25 protein-coding genes and 1 rRNA gene are annotated in these 21,168 nt (G+C 43.9%); 15 read left to right on the forward strand and 11 right to left on the reverse strand.

Features of this window, described 5'->3' with window-relative positions; translation table 11 throughout:
- Positions 1 to 101, reverse strand: a 16S ribosomal RNA gene (locus ABD960_RS16895); the annotation flags it as partial.
- A gap of 1,028 nt (positions 102 to 1,129) precedes the next feature.
- On the opposite strand from ABD960_RS16895, the gene ABD960_RS16900 reads away from it, so the two are divergent.
- From ABD960_RS16900 to ABD960_RS16950, 11 genes are all read left to right on the forward strand, one after another.
- Positions 1,130 to 2,056 carry an outer membrane protein assembly factor BamD gene (locus ABD960_RS16900; protein ID WP_345332897.1) on the forward strand — a complete coding sequence of 309 codons (927 nt, stop codon included), beginning with the start codon at positions 1,130 to 1,132 and terminating at the stop codon, positions 2,054 to 2,056.
- 7 nt (positions 2,057 to 2,063) lie between these two features.
- Positions 2,064 to 2,402 (forward strand): DNA-directed RNA polymerase subunit omega, encoded by a 339-nt coding sequence (locus ABD960_RS16905; protein ID WP_232179053.1) that lies wholly within the window; start codon positions 2,064 to 2,066, stop codon positions 2,400 to 2,402.
- 106 nt (positions 2,403 to 2,508) lie between these two features.
- Complete coding sequence (gene coaBC / locus ABD960_RS16910; protein WP_345332903.1) at positions 2,509 to 3,711, forward strand: bifunctional phosphopantothenoylcysteine decarboxylase/phosphopantothenate--cysteine ligase CoaBC; 1,203 nt, start codon at positions 2,509 to 2,511, stop codon at positions 3,709 to 3,711.
- Entirely contained in the window at positions 3,711 to 4,601 is an 891-nt protein-coding gene (porD, locus tag ABD960_RS16915; RefSeq protein ID WP_345332905.1) for a type IX secretion system protein PorD, read from the forward strand. The genes coaBC and porD overlap by 1 nt, the downstream gene beginning before the upstream one ends.
- 86 nt (positions 4,602 to 4,687) lie before the next feature.
- Entirely contained in the window at positions 4,688 to 5,065 is a 378-nt protein-coding gene (locus ABD960_RS16920) for a BlaI/MecI/CopY family transcriptional regulator (RefSeq protein WP_345332907.1), read from the forward strand.
- A gap of 6 nt (positions 5,066 to 5,071) precedes the next feature.
- Positions 5,072 to 7,027, forward strand: coding sequence for a M56 family metallopeptidase (locus ABD960_RS16925; RefSeq protein WP_345332909.1), 1,956 nt, complete (start codon positions 5,072 to 5,074; stop codon positions 7,025 to 7,027).
- Positions 7,028 to 7,114: 87 nt separating this feature from the next.
- Positions 7,115 to 7,570: a PA2169 family four-helix-bundle protein gene (locus tag ABD960_RS16930; protein WP_345332912.1), complete on the forward strand. Its 456-nt coding sequence runs from the start codon at positions 7,115 to 7,117 to the stop codon at positions 7,568 to 7,570.
- Between the two features lie 153 nt (positions 7,571 to 7,723).
- Positions 7,724 to 8,461, forward strand: coding sequence for an acyl-CoA desaturase (locus tag ABD960_RS16935; protein WP_345332915.1), 738 nt, complete (start codon positions 7,724 to 7,726; stop codon positions 8,459 to 8,461).
- A 77-nt stretch (positions 8,462 to 8,538) separates the two neighbouring features.
- Positions 8,539 to 9,798 carry a pyridoxal phosphate-dependent aminotransferase gene (locus ABD960_RS16940; RefSeq protein WP_345332918.1) on the forward strand — a complete coding sequence of 420 codons (1,260 nt, stop codon included), beginning with the start codon at positions 8,539 to 8,541 and terminating at the stop codon, positions 9,796 to 9,798.
- Between the two features lie 27 nt (positions 9,799 to 9,825).
- Complete coding sequence (locus ABD960_RS16945; protein WP_345332920.1) at positions 9,826 to 10,434, forward strand: hypothetical protein; 609 nt, start codon at positions 9,826 to 9,828, stop codon at positions 10,432 to 10,434.
- An 11-nt stretch (positions 10,435 to 10,445) separates the two neighbouring features.
- Positions 10,446 to 11,015, forward strand: coding sequence for a hypothetical protein (locus ABD960_RS16950; protein WP_345332923.1), 570 nt, complete (start codon positions 10,446 to 10,448; stop codon positions 11,013 to 11,015).
- Between the two features lie 56 nt (positions 11,016 to 11,071).
- Here ABD960_RS16950 and ABD960_RS16955 read toward each other — a convergent pair whose 3' ends face one another.
- On the reverse strand, positions 11,072 to 11,788 hold the full coding sequence (locus ABD960_RS16955; protein WP_345332926.1) for a hypothetical protein: 717 nt from the start codon (positions 11,786 to 11,788) through the stop codon (positions 11,072 to 11,074).
- Positions 11,789 to 11,845: 57 nt separating this feature from the next.
- On the opposite strand from ABD960_RS16955, the gene ABD960_RS16960 reads away from it, so the two are divergent.
- Together ABD960_RS16960 and ABD960_RS16965 are read left to right on the forward strand one after the other, a co-directional pair.
- Entirely contained in the window at positions 11,846 to 12,553 is a 708-nt protein-coding gene (locus ABD960_RS16960; RefSeq protein ID WP_345332928.1) for an SAM-dependent methyltransferase, read from the forward strand.
- Positions 12,554 to 12,559: 6 nt separating this feature from the next.
- Complete coding sequence (locus ABD960_RS16965) at positions 12,560 to 14,167, forward strand: FAD-dependent monooxygenase (protein ID WP_345332930.1); 1,608 nt, start codon at positions 12,560 to 12,562, stop codon at positions 14,165 to 14,167.
- 10 nt (positions 14,168 to 14,177) lie between these two features.
- On the opposite strand, the gene ABD960_RS16970 is transcribed toward ABD960_RS16965, so the two are convergent.
- The 6 genes from ABD960_RS16970 to ABD960_RS16995 all read right to left on the reverse strand — a co-directional run bounded on the left by ABD960_RS16970 (position 14,178) and on the right by ABD960_RS16995 (position 17,451).
- Positions 14,178 to 14,777 (reverse strand): MiaE family protein, encoded by a 600-nt coding sequence (locus ABD960_RS16970; RefSeq protein WP_345332932.1) that lies wholly within the window; start codon positions 14,775 to 14,777, stop codon positions 14,178 to 14,180.
- Between the two features lie 17 nt (positions 14,778 to 14,794).
- Positions 14,795 to 15,103 (reverse strand): type II toxin-antitoxin system RelE/ParE family toxin, encoded by a 309-nt coding sequence (locus ABD960_RS16975; protein ID WP_345332935.1) that lies wholly within the window; start codon positions 15,101 to 15,103, stop codon positions 14,795 to 14,797.
- Entirely contained in the window at positions 15,097 to 15,276 is a 180-nt protein-coding gene (locus tag ABD960_RS16980; protein WP_345332938.1) for a hypothetical protein, read from the reverse strand. Before ABD960_RS16980 ends, ABD960_RS16975 begins: the two co-directional genes overlap by 7 nt.
- Before the next feature lie 30 nt (positions 15,277 to 15,306).
- Positions 15,307 to 15,879, reverse strand: a complete 573-nt coding sequence (gene nadD / locus ABD960_RS16985) for a nicotinate (nicotinamide) nucleotide adenylyltransferase (protein WP_345332941.1) — start codon at positions 15,877 to 15,879, stop codon at positions 15,307 to 15,309.
- Between the two features lie 48 nt (positions 15,880 to 15,927).
- Complete coding sequence (gmk, locus tag ABD960_RS16990; RefSeq protein ID WP_345334472.1) at positions 15,928 to 16,494, reverse strand: guanylate kinase; 567 nt, start codon at positions 16,492 to 16,494, stop codon at positions 15,928 to 15,930.
- A gap of 81 nt (positions 16,495 to 16,575) precedes the next feature.
- Entirely contained in the window at positions 16,576 to 17,451 is an 876-nt protein-coding gene (locus tag ABD960_RS16995; protein ID WP_345332943.1) for a YicC/YloC family endoribonuclease, read from the reverse strand.
- 102 nt (positions 17,452 to 17,553) lie between these two features.
- Here ABD960_RS16995 and ABD960_RS17000 point away from each other — a divergent pair, with 102 nt between their 5' ends.
- The gene (locus tag ABD960_RS17000) at positions 17,554 to 18,312 is read left to right on the forward strand and encodes a hypothetical protein (protein WP_345332945.1); all 759 of its coding nucleotides are present in this window, start codon (positions 17,554 to 17,556) and stop codon (positions 18,310 to 18,312) included.
- Between the two features lie 15 nt (positions 18,313 to 18,327).
- Here the strand turns inward: ABD960_RS17000 and rnc are convergent, their stop codons facing one another.
- From rnc to ABD960_RS17015, 3 genes are read right to left on the reverse strand one after another with little or no spacing between them, the layout of a single operon-like run.
- The gene (gene rnc, locus ABD960_RS17005; protein WP_345332946.1) at positions 18,328 to 19,053 is read right to left on the reverse strand and encodes a ribonuclease III; all 726 of its coding nucleotides are present in this window, start codon (positions 19,051 to 19,053) and stop codon (positions 18,328 to 18,330) included.
- A 9-nt stretch (positions 19,054 to 19,062) separates the two neighbouring features.
- Entirely contained in the window at positions 19,063 to 20,319 is a 1,257-nt protein-coding gene (gene fabF / locus ABD960_RS17010) for a beta-ketoacyl-ACP synthase II (protein WP_345332948.1), read from the reverse strand.
- An 18-nt stretch (positions 20,320 to 20,337) separates the two neighbouring features.
- Positions 20,338 to 20,574: an acyl carrier protein gene (locus tag ABD960_RS17015; RefSeq protein WP_008508386.1), complete on the reverse strand. Its 237-nt coding sequence runs from the start codon at positions 20,572 to 20,574 to the stop codon at positions 20,338 to 20,340.
- A gap of 146 nt (positions 20,575 to 20,720) precedes the next feature.
- Between ABD960_RS17015 and ABD960_RS17020 the strand changes: the two genes are divergently transcribed.
- Positions 20,721 to 21,146, forward strand: a complete 426-nt coding sequence (locus tag ABD960_RS17020) for an IPExxxVDY family protein (RefSeq protein ID WP_345332951.1) — start codon at positions 20,721 to 20,723, stop codon at positions 21,144 to 21,146.
- The last annotated feature ends 22 nt before the right edge of the window (positions 21,147 to 21,168 follow it).

Here is a 21,168-nt window from a genome sequence, read left to right on the forward strand (position 1 = left end):
CGCCACTCTCATCGGGAGCAAGCTCCCGAATCCCGTCCGACTTGCATGTATTAGGCCTGCCGCTAGCGTTCATCCTGAGCCAGGATCAAACTCTCCATTGTATAATGTTTTGTTTGTTTTACCTGACCCTATTAACTCAATCAATAGAATCTGTAAATATTTGTATCTTTTACAGTATCCCCCTGAAAACTTTATTGGTTCTCTTTCAACTCAGAACGGAGTTGTTTTCATTGACAGTACTACTTTGCTGTTTTGGTTTCTGCCTTCCGGTCAAAAGCTTTCGCCTTTTCCCTTTCTGCTTTCCCCTTCTCAAAGTAGCCCGCTACGCTACATGATTATCTTTTCCTTAAAGAACTTTATCGCCTCGGTATCTCACTCCGGCTTTATGTTTTACTTACCGTTGCGGTAAGCTAACTTTTCAACTTTTTTTTCCTTCAGAATTCGCTTCCGAAGTTTCCCTCGTTTTGGGTCTGCAAAGGTAGAAATCCTTTTCGCTTTTCCAAAATAAAAATTTTTATTTTTTTATCCTGATCTCAGACCGTCAAAACAACTGCTCTTCCGCCCTTTCGGACTTCCAAACCCCCGCCGTTGCGGGTCGCAAAGGTACAACTCCTGTTTCACTCCTGCAAGAAAAATCTTAACGCTTTTTTCTGCTTCTCCTCGTCTCCGGACCGCTCTTTCAAGCCGCTCCTTCAATCTCCCCGCTTTACCTTCGCCTAACCTTCAAATAACACTCGCTTTATCTATCAAAGCGGCTGCAAAGGTACGCCTTTTTTCTGCCCCACCAAATCCTAAGCCACTATTTCTACCTTTATACGTTTAAACACACTGTACTTCAGTGAGAAAAATTTTAACAGCTGGGCAAACATTATCAAAACAACATTTGTATAACCTCTCCCTGCTACAGAACACTATACGCTACCGTATACACTATATATAATGTGACACCATAGCATATGTTATATACATATATATTATGTAACTATAAAAGCGCATCCATTGTGAACAATAAAATTGGTTAAAAAATGTTAAAGCCCTGCTGTAATAACAGTACTTAAACAAGCCCGGCTTATATTTACACGCCGAATAAAATAATTGACTGATTTATAATATTAACTATCTTTGCAGAATGTTTAAAAAACAACTATTGTTACTGTGTGGCTTTGTGGCAGTTTTAGCGCTTGCTTTGGGCAGTTGTAAAAGCAAGTTCGAGAAGCTGAAAGCCAGTAACGATAATGCTAAAAAATACAAAGAGGCCCTACGTTACTATAACGAAAAGAATTATGGCCGCGCGCTTGAGCTGTTTGATGACCTGGTACAACGCTACCGCGGACGATCAGAAGCCGAGGATTTATTTTACTATTACGCTTACACCAACTATAAACTAAGAGACTATACATCGGCACGTTATCATTTTAAAACATTTGCCGATACATACCCGTCAAGCAACAGGGCTGAAGAATGCCGCTTTATGTCGGCCTATTGTTATTACCTGGATTCGCCGATATACTCGCTCGATCAGGACAATACCACTAAAGCTATTGAAGCGCTGCAATTGTTTATCAACTTATACCCCAGAAGTGACCGTGTGGCTGAAGCCGGTAAACTTATACAGAACCTGCGCGATAAACTGGAGCAAAAAGCCTACGAGAATGCCAAGCTGTACCTTACCATAGGTGACTACCAGGCCGCGGTTATCGCCTTTAATAATACACTGCGCGATTATCCGGACACCAAGTACGGGGAAGAACTGGAGTTTTTAACCATCAGGGCACAGTATATATATGCTGATAAGAGTACTGAATTTAAACAGGAAGAGCGCTACGCCGATGCCATAAAATACGCGGATGAATTTATAGAGAAACATCCGGACAGTAAACTGGTTAGAGACGCCAAAGAATATATTAAGGATAGCGAAGCCGGTATTGCCCGCGCTAAACGAATTGTTGCGCAAGCTTCGCTTAACCCGAAACTGGCTAAAAAAGTTGCCGAGAAAGATACAGCTACGGCGCAGCCACCATCAATAAAAGATAAAAACCCGGAATTAACAAATTAATAAAGATATGAGTACCGTTAACAATAAATCAGCTGTGGCAAGCAGCACCGTTACCCGCGACCTGCGTGAGCTTGACAAGGGGACAGACAATATCTATGAATCATTAGTGGTTATGGGCAAACGTGCCAACCAGATATCAAACAATATAAAAGAGGAGCTTCACCAAAAACTATCAGAGTTTGCCTCTGCAAATGATAACCTGGAAGAAGTATTTGAGAACCGCGAACAGATAGAGATATCTAAACACTACGAAAAACTGCCAAAACCAACATTGGTAGCCGTTCAGGAGTTTTTAGATGATAAAATTTACTATCGTAACCCGGCTAAGGAAGCTAAAGAATTATAATATGGAGATCCCCCTTACAAAAAGGGGGATTTTTTTTTATATAAACTATCTTTGCAGCATACCGTTCTGCCCGTATATATATTTATGCAGAACAGGTTACAAGTACATGCTTAAAGATAAAAACATTATTGTTGGCGTATGTGGCAGCATTGCCGCTTACAAATCGGCCCTGCTGGTACGCCTGCTGGTTAAAGCCGGAGCCAATGTACAGGTAGTAATTACGCCTGATGCAGCAAATTTTATTACGCCGCTTACCCTTTCTACACTATCAAAAAACCCGGTACACATTAAATACTTTGATGCCGACAGCGGCGAGTGGGACAATCACGTAAACCTCGGGCTTTGGGCAGATATAATGCTGATAGCACCCGCAACGGCTAACACCCTGGCTAAAATGGCAAACGGGCTTTGCGATAATTTGCTGATGGCGGTATACCTATCAGCCAAATGCCCGGTTTATTTTGCCCCGGCTATGGATCTGGATATGTTTAAACACCCGGCTACGCTTAATAACTTAAACACCTTAAAAAGTTACGGAAATATACTGATACCCGCAGGCACGGGCGAGCTGGCCAGCGGACTATACGGGGAAGGCCGCATGGCTGAGCCGGAAGAAATAGTTGAACTACTGCAAAGAGAGTTAGGCAAAACTTTACCGCTTACCGGTAAAAAGATACTGGTAACTGCCGGGCCTACTTATGAGGCGATTGACCCGGTGCGTTTTATTGGTAATCATTCATCCGGTAAAATGGGCTTTGCCATTGCTGACCGGCTTGCCGCCCTGGGCGCGCAGGTTACATTGATAGCGGGACCTACGGCGCAAAAAGCTACAAGCCCCAATATTACCAGGATAGATGTTACCTCGGCTAACGAGATGTTGAACGCCTGCCTTACGGCGTTTCAGGATACTGACGCCTGTGTAATGAGCGCTGCTGTGGCTGATTATACGCCGGTTGAAGTGGCCTCGCAGAAAATAAAGAAGCAGGATGCCTCTTTGAATATCGGCCTTAAAAAAACTACCGACATATTAAAAACCCTCGGCGAATTAAAACGTACAAATCAAATACTAATTGGCTTCGCCCTCGAAACGGAGAATGAGGAACAGTATGCCGTTGATAAATTGAATAAGAAAAACCTCGACCTCATTATCCTGAACTCTCTAAATGACAGCGGCGCAGGTTTTAAAGGCGATACGAATAAGATAACCATGATTGACAGGCAACTCAATAAAAGTGTTTTTGAATTAAAAAGCAAGATTGAAGTGGCCGCTGACATCAGTGATAAACTGATTGAACTGTTAAGCCATTAATGAAGCGATACCTGTACATATTACTATTGTTATGCCTGAGCCTTATAGTCCGTGCCCAGGATTTAAACGCGCGCGTACAGGTGCTTACCCCTACCATACAGGTTACCAACAAACGCATTTTTGACGTACTGGAAACTGCCATGCGCGATTTTTTGAACGGCCGCAAATGGACGCCCGACGCGATATTACCACAGGAGCGCATTGATTGTACCTTCACCCTGAATGTTACCGCATGGGATGGTGCCAGTAACTTCAGCGGCGAATTACAGGTGCAGGCTTCGCGGCCGGTGTATAATTCAGCATATACTACCACGCTGCTTAACATTAACGACCGGGAGTTTGACTTTAGCTATACCGAGGGGCAAACCATTGATTATACCGATCAAAACTTCCAGGGCAACCTGAGCGCGGTTATGGCTTTTTACGCCTACATTATTGTGGGAATGGATTACGATAGTTTTTCACGGCTGGGCGGAACACCGTTTTTTGCAGCGGCACAAAATATAGTAGTGAATGCGCAAACGGCATCCTTTAGGGGATGGAAGGCGTTTGACAGTAACCTGAACCGCTATTGGCTTTCTGAAAACCTGAACAGCCGTTTGTATGTTAACTTGCGTAACTTTATGTATGATTACCATCGGAACGGACTCGACCTGATGGCGGACAATGTGGTAAAGGGCAGGCAAAACATTAATGCGCTGCTGCCTACACTCGCCTCCGTTGACCGTAAGCGGTTAGGCTCTATGCTACCCGTGGTGTTTTATACAACCAAGAGTAACGAATTCGTATCTATCTACAGCAAAGCCCCTCAACAGGAGCGTACTTCCGCCTATAACCTGCTGATGCAGACGGACCCATCCAACGGGTTAAAGTACGACGCGCTGAAATAATTTGCTTTTTTTATAATTTTTTCTCAAATACTTGCATTTACGAAAATCATCGTAGATATTTGTACGAATAAAATCGTAGATAAAAAATGAGTGATATAAAACCAACCGAAAGCGAACTGGAAATTTTACAGGTAATGTGGACAAAAGGCGAATGTACCGTTCGCGATGTGCACGATGAGCTTTCAAAAAATAAGGATGCAGGCTATACTACCACCCTTAAGCTAATGCAGATTATGCACGAAAAGGGTTTGGTATCGCGCGACACATCATCAAAAACACACCTTTATAAAGCCGCGATTACCCGGCAACAGGCACAAAAAACCGCTTTGGATAAATTTATTGCAACGGTTTACAGCGGTTCTGCGTCTGATTTAGTGATGCAGGCCCTTGGCCAGCACAAAACCTCTAAAGAGGAGATTGACGCTATCAAAAAATATCTCGATCAGTTTGAAAATAAACAATAAGTCACGATGGAAAACATTGTTCAAAATATCAGTCAGATTTTAGGTGTAACCGTTATACACTCCTTATGGCAAGGCTTGCTCATTTACCTGGTGCATCAGTTTTCGCTGGCCCTGCTGCCGGGGTTAAAATCTGCAAGTAAACATAACCTGAGCTTTGGTGCGCTACTGCTTATGGCGGGCTGGTTTGTGGTTACACTGGTTAACGAAGCAGCTCAGGTTAACTGGCAGGCAGCTGCTCCGGCAGGTGGTACTATACCCTACCTGCCAAAATACCTGGACATTTCAGCGCAATCGTACCGCCAGTATCAATACGCGCTTGAACTGTATCTGCCCTACATCGCTGTCATCTACATGGCCGGGCTGCTATTCAACTCGCTGAAACTGTTCTTTGCCTGGCACCATATCAACCGGGTAAAACACACGCTTAGCCAAACATCTATATATAATCAAACCGTTGAGCAGTTAAGTTCGGCATTAAGGCTTACCAAAAAAGCAGGCGTATATTTTAGCGAACTGATTGACGTGCCGGGAACAATTGGCTATTTAAAACCGATCATTCTGCTGCCGGTAAGCTTGCAGGTAAACCTGTCGGCGGCCGAGGTTAAGGCTATCCTGCTGCATGAGCTGGCGCATATTAAACGAAACGACTACCTGCTGAACATAATACAACAGATCATTGGGGTGGTACTTTTTTATAACCCGTTTGCTATGCTGATTAACCGCAGCATTAACACCGAACGCGAGAACTGCTGCGACGACGAAGTAGTAGCCATAACCGCCGAGCCGCTGGTTTACGCCCGCGCATTATTAAAACTCGAACAACAAAAACAAAATAACCTGCAGCTGGCACTTGCGGCCACCGGCAAAAAACATTTATTACTTAACCGAATAGAACGTATCATGACAACCAAAAAACTTACCGTAAACGTAAGGCATACACTGGCCGCGCTGCTGTTGTTTGCCTTTAGCCTGGGCAGCATAGCCTGGTTCAATCCGCAGATAAAAAATAAAACCCTGATTGTAAACACCGAAAAACCGGAGTTTGTACAGCAACTGTTGGGCGATACCGTACCCGCTAAAAAGCGCGTGGCAAAAACCAAGACCCCCGTTGCAGCTAAAAAAAGTACGGTACGTGTTAATGGTAAAAATGTGGTTGTTAGTGACGACCCTGAATTAGAGCGGTTAGGTGCGGAAATAGACAGACATGCCAACTTTATAAGCAAATTTTATGAAAGCGCTGAGTTTAAAAACTTAACTAACGAACTGGAAAAGAACGGCGAAGCGCTGGACGCTTATTATAATAGTCCGGAATTAAAGGCTTTGACAGACAGGCAGGAGAAAGTTGCCAATGAGCTGGAAAGCCTGAGCAACAACCCGGAAGTAACACAACTTAACAAAGACATTGAAAGCCTGAGCAAAGCCATAGACAGTTATTATAACAGTACAGAGTTTAGAAACCTTGAAAAAAGCCTGGAAGTTGAAGGTGCAAAACTTGGCAAGCTTAAACCCGCCAGCAATGCGTTTGAGCAGCAAGCCAAAAAGGTTGACGAACTCAGCAATAAAATAGCAGCCTTAAGCAACTCACCTAAAATTAAACAGCAAACGGAGCAATTGCACGAGTTAAGCCTGAAACTGCACAAACAATACGAAAGCGAGACCTACAAACGGGCGCATGATGCCATGCGTTTGTTAAGCGATAGCCTCCATAAGGCATACAGCTTAAAGAGCCTGGGCTTAAAGCAGGATAATATGCGCTTGCTGAGCCAAAAGCTACAAGCCTATCAAAATAACCGCGAGCTAAAGTTGCATCAGGAAGAAATGAAAAAGGCTACGGTAAAGCTTCAGAATTACCTTAAAAGCGACGCCTATCAGCAAAAATTAAAGAAAGTGCTTGCTGAGCAAGCGAAAGCGGGCAATGATACAACGGCCGACGTTGACAACATTGTATCACCCGAATTTTAATAATTGATTAACCCCGATGTTTAAAACAAAGTATATCGCTACAGGTTATTAATTTAACTTATAGTGATATACTTTAAATTAAACATTATGGCAACGACAGAAAAATCAGTTGAAACACTCAACGACCTGATAAAAATAAACAACGACCGTATTGACGGCTTTGAACGCGCCGCCAAAGAACTGAGCGCTGAGGACCTGGACCTGCGTAACCTATTTACCTTATTTGCGCATGACAGCCGCGGCAACGCGCAGGAATTAATGGCCGCAGTTGCGTTGCATGGCGAAACACCCGAATCGGGCAATAGCGTAACCGGTACCCTGCACCGCACCTGGCTTGATGTTAAAGCTACCTTTACTGGCCACGACCGTAAAAGTATTTTACAGGAATGCGAGCGTGGCGAGGACGCCATAAAAAAAGCGTACCAGGAAGCCCTGGCAGATAATAGTTTGCCTGAAGATGTACGCGCGATTTTACTGCAACAGCAACAAAAAGTAAACGAGGGCCACGATAAAATTAAGGCGCTGCGCGACGGTGTTGCGTAGGCACCAAGCCCATTGTTACAACAAAAGGCTGCTTTAATCACAATAAAGCAGCCTTTTATCTGTTAATATTACAGGCGATTATTTAAATTATAACGCTTATAAAGCGTAACTTTGCAGCGTTTTAAACGCTAATTTTCATCCAAATAACAATACGTGTATATTTTAATTTTCTTTTTAGCGCACTGGTTTCTGTCATTATTTTTCCAGACCTTTTATTTGCACCGCTATGCATCGCACCGCATGTTCAGCACCCACAAGGTAAATGAGCGCATTTTCCACTTTTTAACCTTTTTATTTCAGGGCGCATCGTTCCTTAACCCACGCGCTTATGCGCTGATGCACCGCGAACACCATGCTTACAGCGATACGGAAAAGGATCCGCATTCGCCGCACTTTTTCAGGGATGTATTCCAGATGATGTATTACACCTCAAAAAGCTATGGTGAGCACGTTAGGCGCCTGAAAGAGCCTGAACATCGCTTTAACGGCTACTGCCCGGAGTGGACGCTGGTTGACCGTTGGGGATCAACCATTGTATCGCGTTTATTCTTCATCGCGTTCTATACCTGGTTTTATATCACCTTTGCTACCGCCTGGTGGATGTTCCTGTTACTGCCTATACATTTTTTGATGGGCCCTATTCATGGCGCCATTGTTAACTGGTGCGGCCATAAGTATGGTTACTCAAACTTTGATAACGGCGATAAATCAAAAAACTCAACCCCGTTTGACTTTTTGATGCTTGGCGAGCTTTTCCAGAATAACCACCACCGCCACCCGAACAAAGCCAACTTTGGCGCTAAATGGTTTGAGGTTGACCCGGTTTATCCTGTAATGAAGGTTATGCACTGGATCAGGATCATAAAATTACGAAAGCCGGCAGCGGCTTAATCATAAAAAGCGGTTGACTAATACTCAACCGCTTTTTTATTTACTTTATATTTACCACGTTTATAAATTATTATACCATGAGTGCATCGTTATTAGCGCAAAACCTGCGCGGATCTGAGATCATTAAAATTGCTGCTGAAATAAATGAGCTTAAACGCCGCGGCGAAAACATCGCCAACTTAACCATCGGCGATTTCGACTCGAACATATACCCGATACCTGCAAAATTAAAGCAAGGTATTGTTGAGGCCTATAACGAAAATCAAACCAATTACCCGCCTGCCGATGGCGTGCTCGACCTGCGCCAGAGTGTATCCAAATTCCTGAGCGAGCGATACGGTTTGGAGTACGCTGCCGCTAACGAGATCATCATCTCCGGCGGATCGCGCCCGTTGATCTATTCCATTTACCTTGCCATTGTTGATCCGGGCGATAAAGTAGTATTCCCTACCCCATCATGGAACAACAACCACTATTGCGACCTGCTTACCGCCGATGGTGTTATGCTGGCTACGCTACCAGAAAATAACTTTATGCCTACGGCAGATGAACTTCGTCCGCATATTAAGGGCGCCGCTTTGCTGGCGCTTTGTTCGCCGCTGAACCCAACCGGTACCATGTTCAGCAAAGAAGCCCTGGAAGAGATTTGCGATATGGTGATCGAAGAGAATAAAAGCCGCAGCGAAGGAGAAAAGCCTTTGTATCTGCTGTACGACCAGATATATTCGCAATTAACCTTTGGTGAGCACAAACATTATAACCCGGTAAGCCTGCGCCCGAAATTGCGCGACTACACCATATTTGTAGACGGCGGTTCAAAATGTTTTGCGGCTACCGGCGTACGGGTTGGCTGGGGCTTTGGTCCGGCGGCCGTTATTAACAGCATGAAGACTATCGTGGGCCACATGGGTGCCTGGGCGCCAAAAGCCGAGCAGGTATCTATGGCCCGCTTTTTAGCAGACAACACCGCCGTTGACAGTTATCTTGCCGATATTAAAGGCAACGTGCAAGCCAGCCTGACAAGCCTGTACCAGGGTTTTCAGCAATTGAAAAGTGAAGGCTTTAGTGTTGACGCTATTGAGCCGATGGGTGCCATTTACCTCACTATAAAGGTTGATTACCTGGGTAAAACCACTCCGGATGGTAAAGTGCTTGAAACGGCTACCGATATTAATTTTTACCTGATCACCAACGCGGGTATCGCACTAGTGCCCTTCTCGGCCTTTGGCACAGGCGAGGACGAAGCCTGGTTCCGCGCGTCAGTGGGTACCATTACCAATGAGGATATTAAACTCACCATACCACGCATTAAAGCCGCTTTAGAGAAATTAAGCTAACACCAATTGCTTCAATTGTTCAACTGAATGGAAATAACAACCGACATTACCGGCTCACACAACGAAAACTTTAGCGATACCTATCAATTACTAAGGCAGGAGTTTGCAATTGAACCAACCGGTTATATTGATTTTCAGTTGAACAATTTTGAGGTGTTTAAGCAATGTTCAGCTGTTGAACTGCATAGTTCTTACGTGATTGAAACCGGGCGCGACCGCTGCTACATACTCTTTGTTGAAACCTGTACTAAAAGTCAGGGGGCTGACGGCAGGATCACTGAAAACCGTGAACTGCAAACCTGGGCATTAGCTTATCTTAAACATAACTTTGGCCGGGTTAAAATAAGGCGCGAAACATTCACAGATAAACTTTTTGAGTTGATGTTTCCGCTGGAAGTTGATTTTAAAGAGGACAAAACCTTTAGCAATGCATTTTATGTATTGGCCGATGATAAATCAAAAGCCATTAACGGTATAACCCGCGATTTCCGTAACGCGGTGATGGATATACGTGAGGATGACTTTGTTATAGAGATAGCCGATCACACATTGATCATTGGCAACCGTAAACCCATATCCGGGCAAAAAGCCATCCACCTTGCGGAGTTTGTAGTGCGTTTGGTTGATATCTATTGATATTAAGATATATGAAAAAGCTTGCCCTTATCACCATAACCGTCATCCTAACTAATTTAAATTACATTTACGCCCAAACACCTGCCGCTACCCGAGTTAACCGGCAACAGATATTATTAACTGTACAGGGCTTTATAAAGTGGTATAAAGCCAACAGGCCATATCTTGATACTATCAGATTAATTCAAGGCGGTGCGCCTGATAGCACAACCCGTCCATCCATAGATTGGGATGGTGTTGAGAGGTTTTTAGCGAAGATAGATCGCAGCGGCTTCGTAACGGCCGCTTATCTGAATACCCATCGTGAATACTTTAAACAGATCGACAAAAACCTTGAGGGGTTTAAGCTAACAAGTGAACTGATAAAGATTAATGGTATGGATATGGATTTTGTTTTACGCACGCATGAACCTGATGAAATACTGCAAAAACTAATTAAGGGCAACGCAAAGATATTCTCCGCCGATGGCAAAAAAGCCTATGTTGGCTATGAACTTTACCCTAACACACGTTTGCTATTTGATTTGTCGTATCATAAAAAATGGCAGATCGAAGCGATAAACTATGACAGTTTTAAGTGAACACGTATCCTCAAAAGCACATCGCCAACAATAATCTTCCTTCTTTTAACTTGCTATTAAGCCGCGTGCGATATATATTTTACCAGACTGCGCTTAGCCACGGGCAACAAGGTTGGCTCTAACGGGAAACTGATATCGCTTTGTACATAATACACCGCCGGGTTAGGCAGGTGGCGATGTTTTTTAATCAGGCTTAACTTAAATGCTTCGGGTGTGTTAACTATGCTTTGTTCGTATGTTTCAACCAACTGTATGTTGATGCCGCGGTATTTATCATCCTTACCTTCAAATATGGTAAGCTGGTATTCGTAAACAAAGTTGGTACGCTGGTCGCCATTACGTAACGAAAAATATCCGTGGTAAGGCAGCAACGGCACCAAGCCGACCGGGTTAATATTCAGGCGGCTCTCCACAAAATCATAAATCTCTTTCCCGGTTTGTATGGCCGGGTCCATTTTGTTTAGCGAGTAGGTGATTATTCGCTCAATCTCCTGCATTGAACTATCATCCTGCACTATTTTTTTATAAGTTAGCTTAACTGCCTCAATGTCGGCCTTGGTAAGCCGGTGCGGAAAGGCTTGTTGTAATACCGACTTGTTGTTTTTAAATTCCAGAAGATTATTGTAATGAAATATCAGATCGGCCAGGTTGGGGTAAAGCCTGCTTTTATCAAAATGACGGTTAATTTCTTTGAGGTAGCCTAATAAAATATATTTTTTATGCTCAAAATCTATAGCTCCTTCAATAAACCAGTTAATGCCAAGCGAATGCATAATATTCAATCTCCTTTCATAAAGCTTAAATTAAATAAAAAAAGCCACTTTTGCAATATGCCAGCAGGAACACTTTATTTGATACCCGTACCGCTTGCCGACGATACCGCGGCCAAAGCATTCACACCCTATCTGGTTGATACCATCAACAGCATAAAAGAGTATATTGTAGAGAATGAAAAAACAGCCCGCCGTTTTTTAAAGGAAGCGGGTTTGAAAACGCCACAAAGCGAGCTTATTATTCACGATTACGGCAAGCACAACCGCGATAAGCTGACCAACGATTTTTTTAAAGGCCTGTTAGCCGGTAATGATGTTGGTTTGATGAGCGAGGCAGGCTGCCCGGGTGTTGCCGACCCAGGTGCTGAAATAGTAGCCGAAGCCCACCGTAAAGGTATTAAGGTGGTGCCGCTGGTTGGGCCTAGTTCCATTTTACTGGCGCTGATGGCTTCCGGCTTTAACGGGCAAAGCTTTACCTTTCATGGCTATTTGCCGATTGATAAAGTGCAGCGCGGCAAACGCGTTAAGGAGCTGGAAACACAGGCCGAACGCTTTAAGCAAACGCAAATATTTATTGAAACGCCCTTTCGTAACAACCCCATGCTGGAAGAGATTTTGAAAAGCGGCAACCCGAAAACACTACTCTGCATTGCCTGCAACATTACCGGCGCCGACGAGATGATTGCTACCAAAACCCTGGCCGACTGGAAAAAACAGCCACCCGATCTGCATAAAAAACCAACCATTTTTTTGCTCTTTCGTTAAGCTTTTATGATAGGCGGGCATCAGCATACCAGTGTTTTAATAGTTGGCGCGGGCCCTTCGGGATTGATGATGGCGGCACAATTGTTACGCTACGGCATTCAACCGCTTATAATTGACAGCAAGGACGGCCCCACGCGCTACACCAAAGCTTTAGCCGTACAAGCCCGAACTTTGGAAATATACCGGCAGCTGGGTATTGTGGATCGTGCGCTTGCCGAAGGTAGAAAAGCATCCGGCATAAACATTAATCTGCAAGGCAAAAACATCGCTTCGCTTTCATTTGCCGGCGTTGGCCAAGAGCAGACGCCCTTCCCGTTTGTGTTGTTTTATCCGCAAAGCAAAAATGAGCGCCTGCTGCTGGATGAACTTACCACTGCCTGCTGCCCTGTTTATTGGAGCACATCGCTTATAAACGCTACGCAAACTGATGGTACTGTAACGGTAACACTAAACGAGCGGGGTACAGAACATCTGCTAACCTGCGATTGGCTGATAGGTGCCGACGGGGCCGGAAGTACCGTACGCAAGCAGATGGGCGTAAGCTTTAATGGTGATACTTACCCCAATAAGTTTTACCTGGCCGATGTGAAACTGGATGGCGTGCCCGATGATAACATACAGCTTTATCTTGCTAAAAAGGGATTGGCCGCATTTTTCCCGCTGCCCGAAGCAGGGAGCTACAGAATTATTGGTGACATTCCCCCTGAACTGGAAAACAAGCAGGAACTGCAACTGGATGACATTTTGCCGTCGCTTTACAAAATAACAGAACAACATTTAAAAGTCAACCGCTGCAATTGGTTTACTAGCTATAAACTGCATCATCGTATGGCGGCGCAATTCAGGCAGCAGCGTTGTTTCTTAATTGGCGATGCCGCACATGTGCACTCCCCTGTTGGCGGGCAAGGCATGAACACCGGCCTTCAGGATGCCTGCAACCTGGCCTGGAAACTCGCAGGTGTTATTAATAAAAAATTACACCCGGCAATACTGGATAGCTATGCGGCCGAACGCATGCCTGTTGCCAAACAATTGCTTAAAACTACCGACAGGGCTTTTAACATTATTACCTCAACCCATTGGCTTACCTCAATATTTAAACGTTTTATACTGCCACGCGTTATTAAACGCCTATGGAAAGAGCCCAAATTACGGGAAAACCTATTTCGCACCATATCTCAAACCGGCATCAGCTATCGCGATAGCTGCATTAACCTGCATTTGAGTCAGCACGCTACAATCAAGGCCGGCGACCGCCTGCCTTATATAGCAATATTTGACGAGCGCACACAAAAACCAACCGACCTGCATGCCTGGTGCAGCAAGCCCGGCTTTACATTATTGGTGCTGGGTAAGTTTAAGGAGATAGATATATTTACCCTGGCCAAATGGATAACGCAGAAATATAACGGCAGCATAAATTTATTCTACCTGCCGCCATCAAAAAATAACGTTTCGGTGTTTGATCTCTTCGGGATTAAAGAGGGCCAAAAAAAAGCCATCATGGTACGGCCCGATATGTACATAGGTTATATGAACGATGTGGTTGATATTGATATGATGGATAATTATTTAATAAACGTAGTGGGATGCATCCTTCCTGATGTTTACTAAACACTACCGTCTACCCGTGGATGGTTTCGCTTTTGCCATAGTTTTGGATCACCTGCGCTTCGTAATCCAAAAACTCTTTCCAACGTTTATCCACATCAATACCCTCGGTATATTTTCGGGCCAGGCGGATAAAGGTGGCATAATGCGTAGCCTCGCTTATCATCAACTCATGATAAAATTCTGATAACTGCTGATCATTTATATTTTCGGACAGCACCTTAAAACGCTCGCAACTGCGTGCCTCTATCATGGCGGCAAAAAGCAAACGGTCAATCAATTGCTCGTTACGGTTACCGCCTTTCTTCATGAATTTTACCAGTTCGTTTACGTAATTATCCTTACGTTCACGGCCAAGTACATAGCCGCGCTCCAGAATAATATCGTGCACGCGTTTAAAGTGGTCCATTTCTTCCTGAACCAGTGCCGCCATTTCCTGTACCAGGTCAGACAGGTTGGGATTTTGTACAATCAGGGTAATAGCATTGCTGGCTGCCTTTTGCTCGCAAAAAGCATGGTCGGTCAGTATTTCTTCAATATTGCTTTCTACTACATTTTTTACCCAGTTGGGGTCGGTAGGCAGTTGCAGTTTTAAAATGGTTTTTTCGCTCACAATGGCAAAGTTACCATTTAATCATCATCCTTAAAAGCAGGGTTATTGGTAAAAGAGCGCGCGTGGTGGTGTACGGAAAGGATGTTTATTTGCTCCGGAGAGATGATGGTATAAATAACCAAGTAATTGCCAAATACCATTTTACGGTACTTGATGCTGATTGTAGATAATACCGTACCTATTTCGGGCTGGATTGCTAACCGGTCAATCGCGCTCATGATTTTGCGTTTCTCGAGTGCCGCATAATTAGCAGAATCCCGCTTGATGTAATCAACTATTTCTTTGAGATCAGTTTTAGCAGTTTTGGAGAATATGATTCTCACCATGAATCCATCTCTTTCTTTAGATCTTGCCAATCTGTGCCTTCTCCGTTCTCTATCTCCTTTTCGGCCTGTTCCAACTTTGCAGAGAGTATTATACGATCAAACACCTCCTGAACATCAACATGATCAGGCATGTGATCAACAATTTGCTGTAACTTATCTTTGGTAATTACCATCGCAATACATTTTATATAAATATACAGCTTTTAACTATACAAGTTTTTATTGCGGATAAACTCCAGCACCGCATCAGGCACAAAATATTGTACGTTCTTTTTTTCGGCGATGGATTTGCGGATGAATGTTGCCGATAGCTCCATCAACGGTGTCATGGTAATGGTTACGGATGGATGCGATGCCAGTTCGGCGTTCTCGTAACCGGGCCGCGGATATACGTATATCTGGTAATCTCGCAAAATGAGTTTATAGTTTTTCCATTTAGGCAGCGAGATCAGGTTGTCAGAACCCATAATGAGCGCAAACTCGTGCTGCGGGTATTTTTCTTTAAGGTGAGCAAGCGTATCAATGGTATACGATGGTTGAGGCAATCGTAACTCCACATCACTCACTTCTATAGAGGTTGAGTTGTCAGTAGCCAGTTTAGCCATCTCCAGCCTGTCGTACATATTGATCAGGTCGCCATACTTTTTAAGCGGGTTTTGCGGCGACACTACCAGCCATACTTTATCAAGTTTAGTATGATTGGCCATATAGTTGGCTATAATTAAGTGCCCTATATGTATAGGGTTAAACGAACCGAATAACAAGCCTATATTCATCTCTTCTCCGTTAACAGTTAGGCCCCAATTATTATTCCCCTTTAGGGGTTAGGGGTTAATGAAATTTCTTACCAGTTCTTCAGCTTCGGCGCAGGCAGTATCAAGATCGTAATTTTTCAGGATAACATCAAACCTGGGTGCATAAGACAGCTCTTTTTCAGCTTTGGCAAAACGCTCGTTAAGTTTTTCCTGGCTATCAGTACCCCGGCCGCTCAGCCGCTGCTTTAACACGTCCATTGACGGTGGTTGTACAAATATGGCTAAGGCCTGGTCTGCGTATTTACGTTTAAGATGGAGGCCGCCCTCTACATCGATATCAAATATCACGGTTTTGCCTTTGCTCCAGATGCGCTCTATCTCGGTACGCAGGGTACCGTAAAAGGTGCCTGTATATACCTCCTCAAACTCTACAAAGTATTTTTTGGCGATCAGGTGTAAAAACTCCTCTTTGCTGATGAAGTAATAATCCTGTCCGTGTGTTTCGGCACCCCGCGGCTGCCTTGTAGTGGCCGAAATTGAAAATTCAAGCTCCGGCATTTTTCCAAGCAGGTGATGCACAATAGTGGTTTTACCCGCTCCGGATGGTGCGGAGAATATAATAAGTTTACCTTCCATATGGTCAGTAGTCATTGGTCAGTAGTCATTGGTCTTAGCACCATTAATCAACCTGTGTGACTAATGACTATTGACCAATGACTATAATACGTTTAACAACTGTTCTTTAATTTTTTCGAGTTCTTCCTTCATACCCACTACCAGTTTCTGGATGTTGGCATCATTGGCCTTTGAACCAATGGTATTTATCTCGCGGCCTATCTCCTGGGTTATGAAGCCTAACTTTTTACCGCTCGCATCGTCGGCAGCCAGGGTTTGTAAAAAGTAATCGCAGTGGCTTTTTAAGCGGGTCTTTTCTTCGGTGATGTCAAGCTTGTCAATGTAATAGATCAGTTCCTGCTCAAATCGGTTGTGGTCTATCACCTCAACGCCTGCAGCATCAGCCAAAAACTGGTTCAACCGCTCGCGGATAACCGGCACACGTTTCGGGTCCTCTGCTTCAACAGCCCTTAAGTTGTCCAATATAGTACCTATGCGTTGCTTAACATCCAGTTCAAGCACGCGGCCCTCATCCTTACGAAATTGCAAAAAACCCTCCAGCGCTTGTTTAAAAGCCTTTTCAACGGTTTTCCATTCCTCTTCAGATACCGTTTCTTCGTTATATTTTACCACCTCAGGCAATGTTAACGCCAACTGCAACAGATTACCTGATGGCTCACCTAATTCCGCACTAACGGTTTTTAGCTGCTGATAGTAATGCTTAAGCAGGTCGTTATCAATACCGGCTGCTTTTACGGCCGAACTGGTTTGCTCAACATTTATACTGAGGTTTACCTTGCCACGCTCAACACTTTTGCTGCAATCGTTACGTAGCTGAAACTCTTTTTCAGCAAACATTTTAGGCAAACGCAATGAAAGTTCGAGGAATTTACTGTTCAGGGATTTGATCTCAACGGTGTATTTTGTTCCGCCCGAGTCAACACTGGCTATTCCATACCCTGTCATGGATTTTATCATGCGCAAAGATAGGGTTTTTCCTGCTAATAACCGCTTTAACACTTTTTAGCATCTCCATGCAAAATACTATGGTTATGTTTACGTTGATCTACATATCACTTAATGGGCATCAAAAAATACTTATTGATCGTAGTACTGATCCTGTCAACCTTCGCTGTAAAGGCACAGCAGAATACCGTAACGGGCATTGTATACCGTTACAATTCATCAGTACGTATTGCGCAGGCGCTGGTTACTAACCTGAAAACAAAAACCATCATGATGACGGATGAGCTGGGGATCTTCAACATAAAGGCCAACCCGGGCGATACCCTGTTATTTGAAAAGAAAGGTTTTACCAATTACCGGCAGGTAGCAGGTAGTAACAAAGAGATTGCCGTATACATGGAAGTAATGAGCAGCCATGAGCTTGACGAGGTACGAATTAAGGGCACTACCAAACGGCAGGAACTAAGCGAGGTAATGCGCGACTATCGTGGGCAAGGCTCTTTTTTCAATGGCAATCCGCCGGCGCTATTCTTCTTAATGTCGCCGTTAACGGGTTTGTACGAACTGTTTGGCAAAACCCCGGGACGGGCAAAACGCTTTGCCAAATTCACAAAAGCCGAACTGGAGCAGGACGAAATAAACCGGCGCTATAATATATCCTTCATCAAGCGCACATTGGACATTAGCGATGAAGAAGCGGAGAAATTCATTAACTATTACATGCCATCGTATGAAGATATTCGCGCTTGGAATGACTACGAATTAATCAGGCGCGTGAAGCGGCAATACGAGTATTACAAAAACAACAAAGACCCGCTGAAGGTAAACCCGTTTGTGGTTAAACCTACCGATACCGCACGAAGAAGTGATTAATTATTTGTGAGAACGTTAAATGCCTAAAGCCTCACAGGCTTTTTCGGCCGATAGTTTTTCCGCATTTTTCTTGCTGAACTCCTTACCAAGGCCAAGTGGCTCTCCATCAATAATAGTTTGTATGGTGAACAATTTGGTGCTTTCACCTTCCTGGTTACTAACCAGATCGAAACTGATATCCTTACCATGCCGTTGGCACCACTCAATAAGCTTGCTCTTGAAGTTGGTTTCGGTCATTTCCAGCGTGTGGATATCGATATGCGATTTAATGATGTGGTTGATCAGAAAATCTTTGGTAAACTCGTAGCCTTTATCCAGATACACAGCTCCGATAAGCGCCTCAAAGGCATCGCCAAGTAATGAACCCTGCCTGCCGGTACTCAGTATACGTGTATCATACTCCACCAATTGCTCAAAGCCCAGCTTACGGCCCAGTTGATTAAGATTTACCCGGCTCACGATTTTGGAACGTAGCTCGGTTAAAAAGCCTTCGTCCTTATAAGGGTATAATTTAAAAAGCACCTCGGCCACAACGCTACCCAATACAGCATCACCCAGAAACTCCAAACGTTCGTTGCTGTTCTTTACGCCGTTCTTTACGTTTTGCGCTACCGATTTGTGGCGAAATGCCATACGGTATAAAGACAAATTGCCCGGCACGAAGCCGAGCAAGTTCTTTAATGTTTTAACGTATTTTCTGTTAGGCGATAGATAAAGCTTGTAAAACCGATTTATAGGCATTCAAAAAACTTAATCTTCGTACTTTTTAAATATTACAGATGCGTTATGGCCACCAAAACCAAAACCATTACTTTGTACGGCCCTCATGCCTTCGCGTTTCTGGGCTGTGTTAAAAGTAAAGTTAATGCGAGGGTCAAACGCCGGATCATCAGTAAAGTGATTGATGGTTGGCGGGATGATGCCGTGTTTAAGCGCCAGAATTGAAGCAATTGCCTCAACAGCACCGGCAGCACCCAGCAAGTGCCCTGTCATTGATTTGGTTGAGCTGATATTGATGCGGTAAACATCTTCACCATACACGTCCTGTATAGCTTTAACTTCCTGCGGGTCACCAATTGGGGTTGATGTGCCATGCACGTTTACATAATCAATATCGGCGGGGGTCATACCTGCATCTTCAAGCGCGGCAATCATTACACGGGCAGCGCCCAAGCCCTCAGGGTGCGGGGCTGTCATGTGGTATGCATCGGCACTCATGCCGCCACCTACCATTTCGGCGTAAATTTTAGCGCCACGTGCCAGTGCATGCTCAAGCTCTTCCAGTATAATGGTACCTGCACCCTCGCCGGCCACAAAACCGTCGCGGTCAAGGTCAAACGGCCTTGATGCGGTTGCAGGATCATCATTACGTGTTGAAAGGGCATGCATGGCATTAAAACCGCCAATACCAGCTTCATTGATAATCGCTTCTGATCCGCCTGTTATAAACATATCAGCCTTACCCAGGCGAATATAATTGAAGGCATCAATAAGCGAGTTATTTGATGAAGCACATGCTGATACGGTTGAAAAGTTTGGCCCGCGCAAACCATATTTAATTGAAATATGGCCCGGCGCTATGTCCGCAATCATTTTTGGAATAAAGAACGGATTGAAACGCGGCGTACCATCACCTTTTGCAAAATTGGTTACCTCATCCAAAAAAGTTTTAAGGCCGCCAATGCCTGACCCCCAGATAACACCGATACGATTAGTATCAAGCGCTTCAAAGTTCAGCTCAGCATCCTTTATAGCCTCTTCGGTTGAAAATAACGCGTATTGTACAAACGGATCGAGTTTACGTGCGTCCTTACGGCCCAGAAAAGCATCCGCATCAAAGCCCTTTACTTCGCAGGCAAACTGGGTTTTGAAGTTCGTTGCATCAAAACCCTTTATCAAGGCAGCACCACTTACCCCATTGATCAACCCGTTCCAGTATTCTGCAACATTGTTACCAATTGGAGTAAGTGCTCCAAGCCCCGTTACTACTACTCTTTTAAACTCCATTTAGTTTTATTGGGAGTCTTATTTAACGTTTTTCTCAAGGTAAGCGATAGCCTGACCTACAGTGCCGATAGTTTCTGCCTGATCATCAGGAATAGCTACGTTAAATTCTTTTTCAAACTCCATGATCAGCTCTACAGTATCTAAAGAGTCGGCACCAAGATCATTGGTGAAGCTTGCTTCAGGTGTTACTTCACTTTCATCAACACCCAATTTTTCTACGATAATAGCCTTTACTCTTGATGCGATATCAGACATAGTCTTAATAATTTAATGATTAATAATTTTTTCGATGCAAAGAAAAATAAATTCTGTTAAATATCAAATGTAAAACTTTTGCATAATTATGAGTAACAAAATTTTATCTCAACGGTTTGAATTACTAATTTTACAAAGCAAAAATAATGATTTTGAACAGGAAAGTATTAAAGTTTGAGATCGATCTGGATTTTATACTGATAGCAATAACCACTTCGTTAAAGGATTATCGCATCTGCTACCTTATTAATAAGCACCTCAATTTTAACTTTTGCAAGGCTGCCGATCTTGAAATTGATATAAACGCGGGCAAAGAGCCGGCCTACTTCTCTATATATAATGATAGCTGGGAAGCCAGCGAAACCGACTTTTATTTTATTGCCAACAAAGGTGCCGAGGGCTACCTGGTGCCCGAGATGCGGAGTACAGACTATTTTATAATGATAAAAAATTATATAGATAGTGATGACCTTGATACACTCGTAACCTCGTTAAATAAGATACCAGAAATAGTTGCCGCCGTAAAGATTGACCCTAAAAAGTTAAAATCCCGTGAAAATCTACTATTTTAGCGCCGGATTTTTTGAGTGTTTA

The organism is Mucilaginibacter defluvii, from assembly GCF_039543225.1.
Lineage (GTDB): Bacteria > Bacteroidota > Bacteroidia > Sphingobacteriales > Sphingobacteriaceae > Mucilaginibacter > Mucilaginibacter defluvii.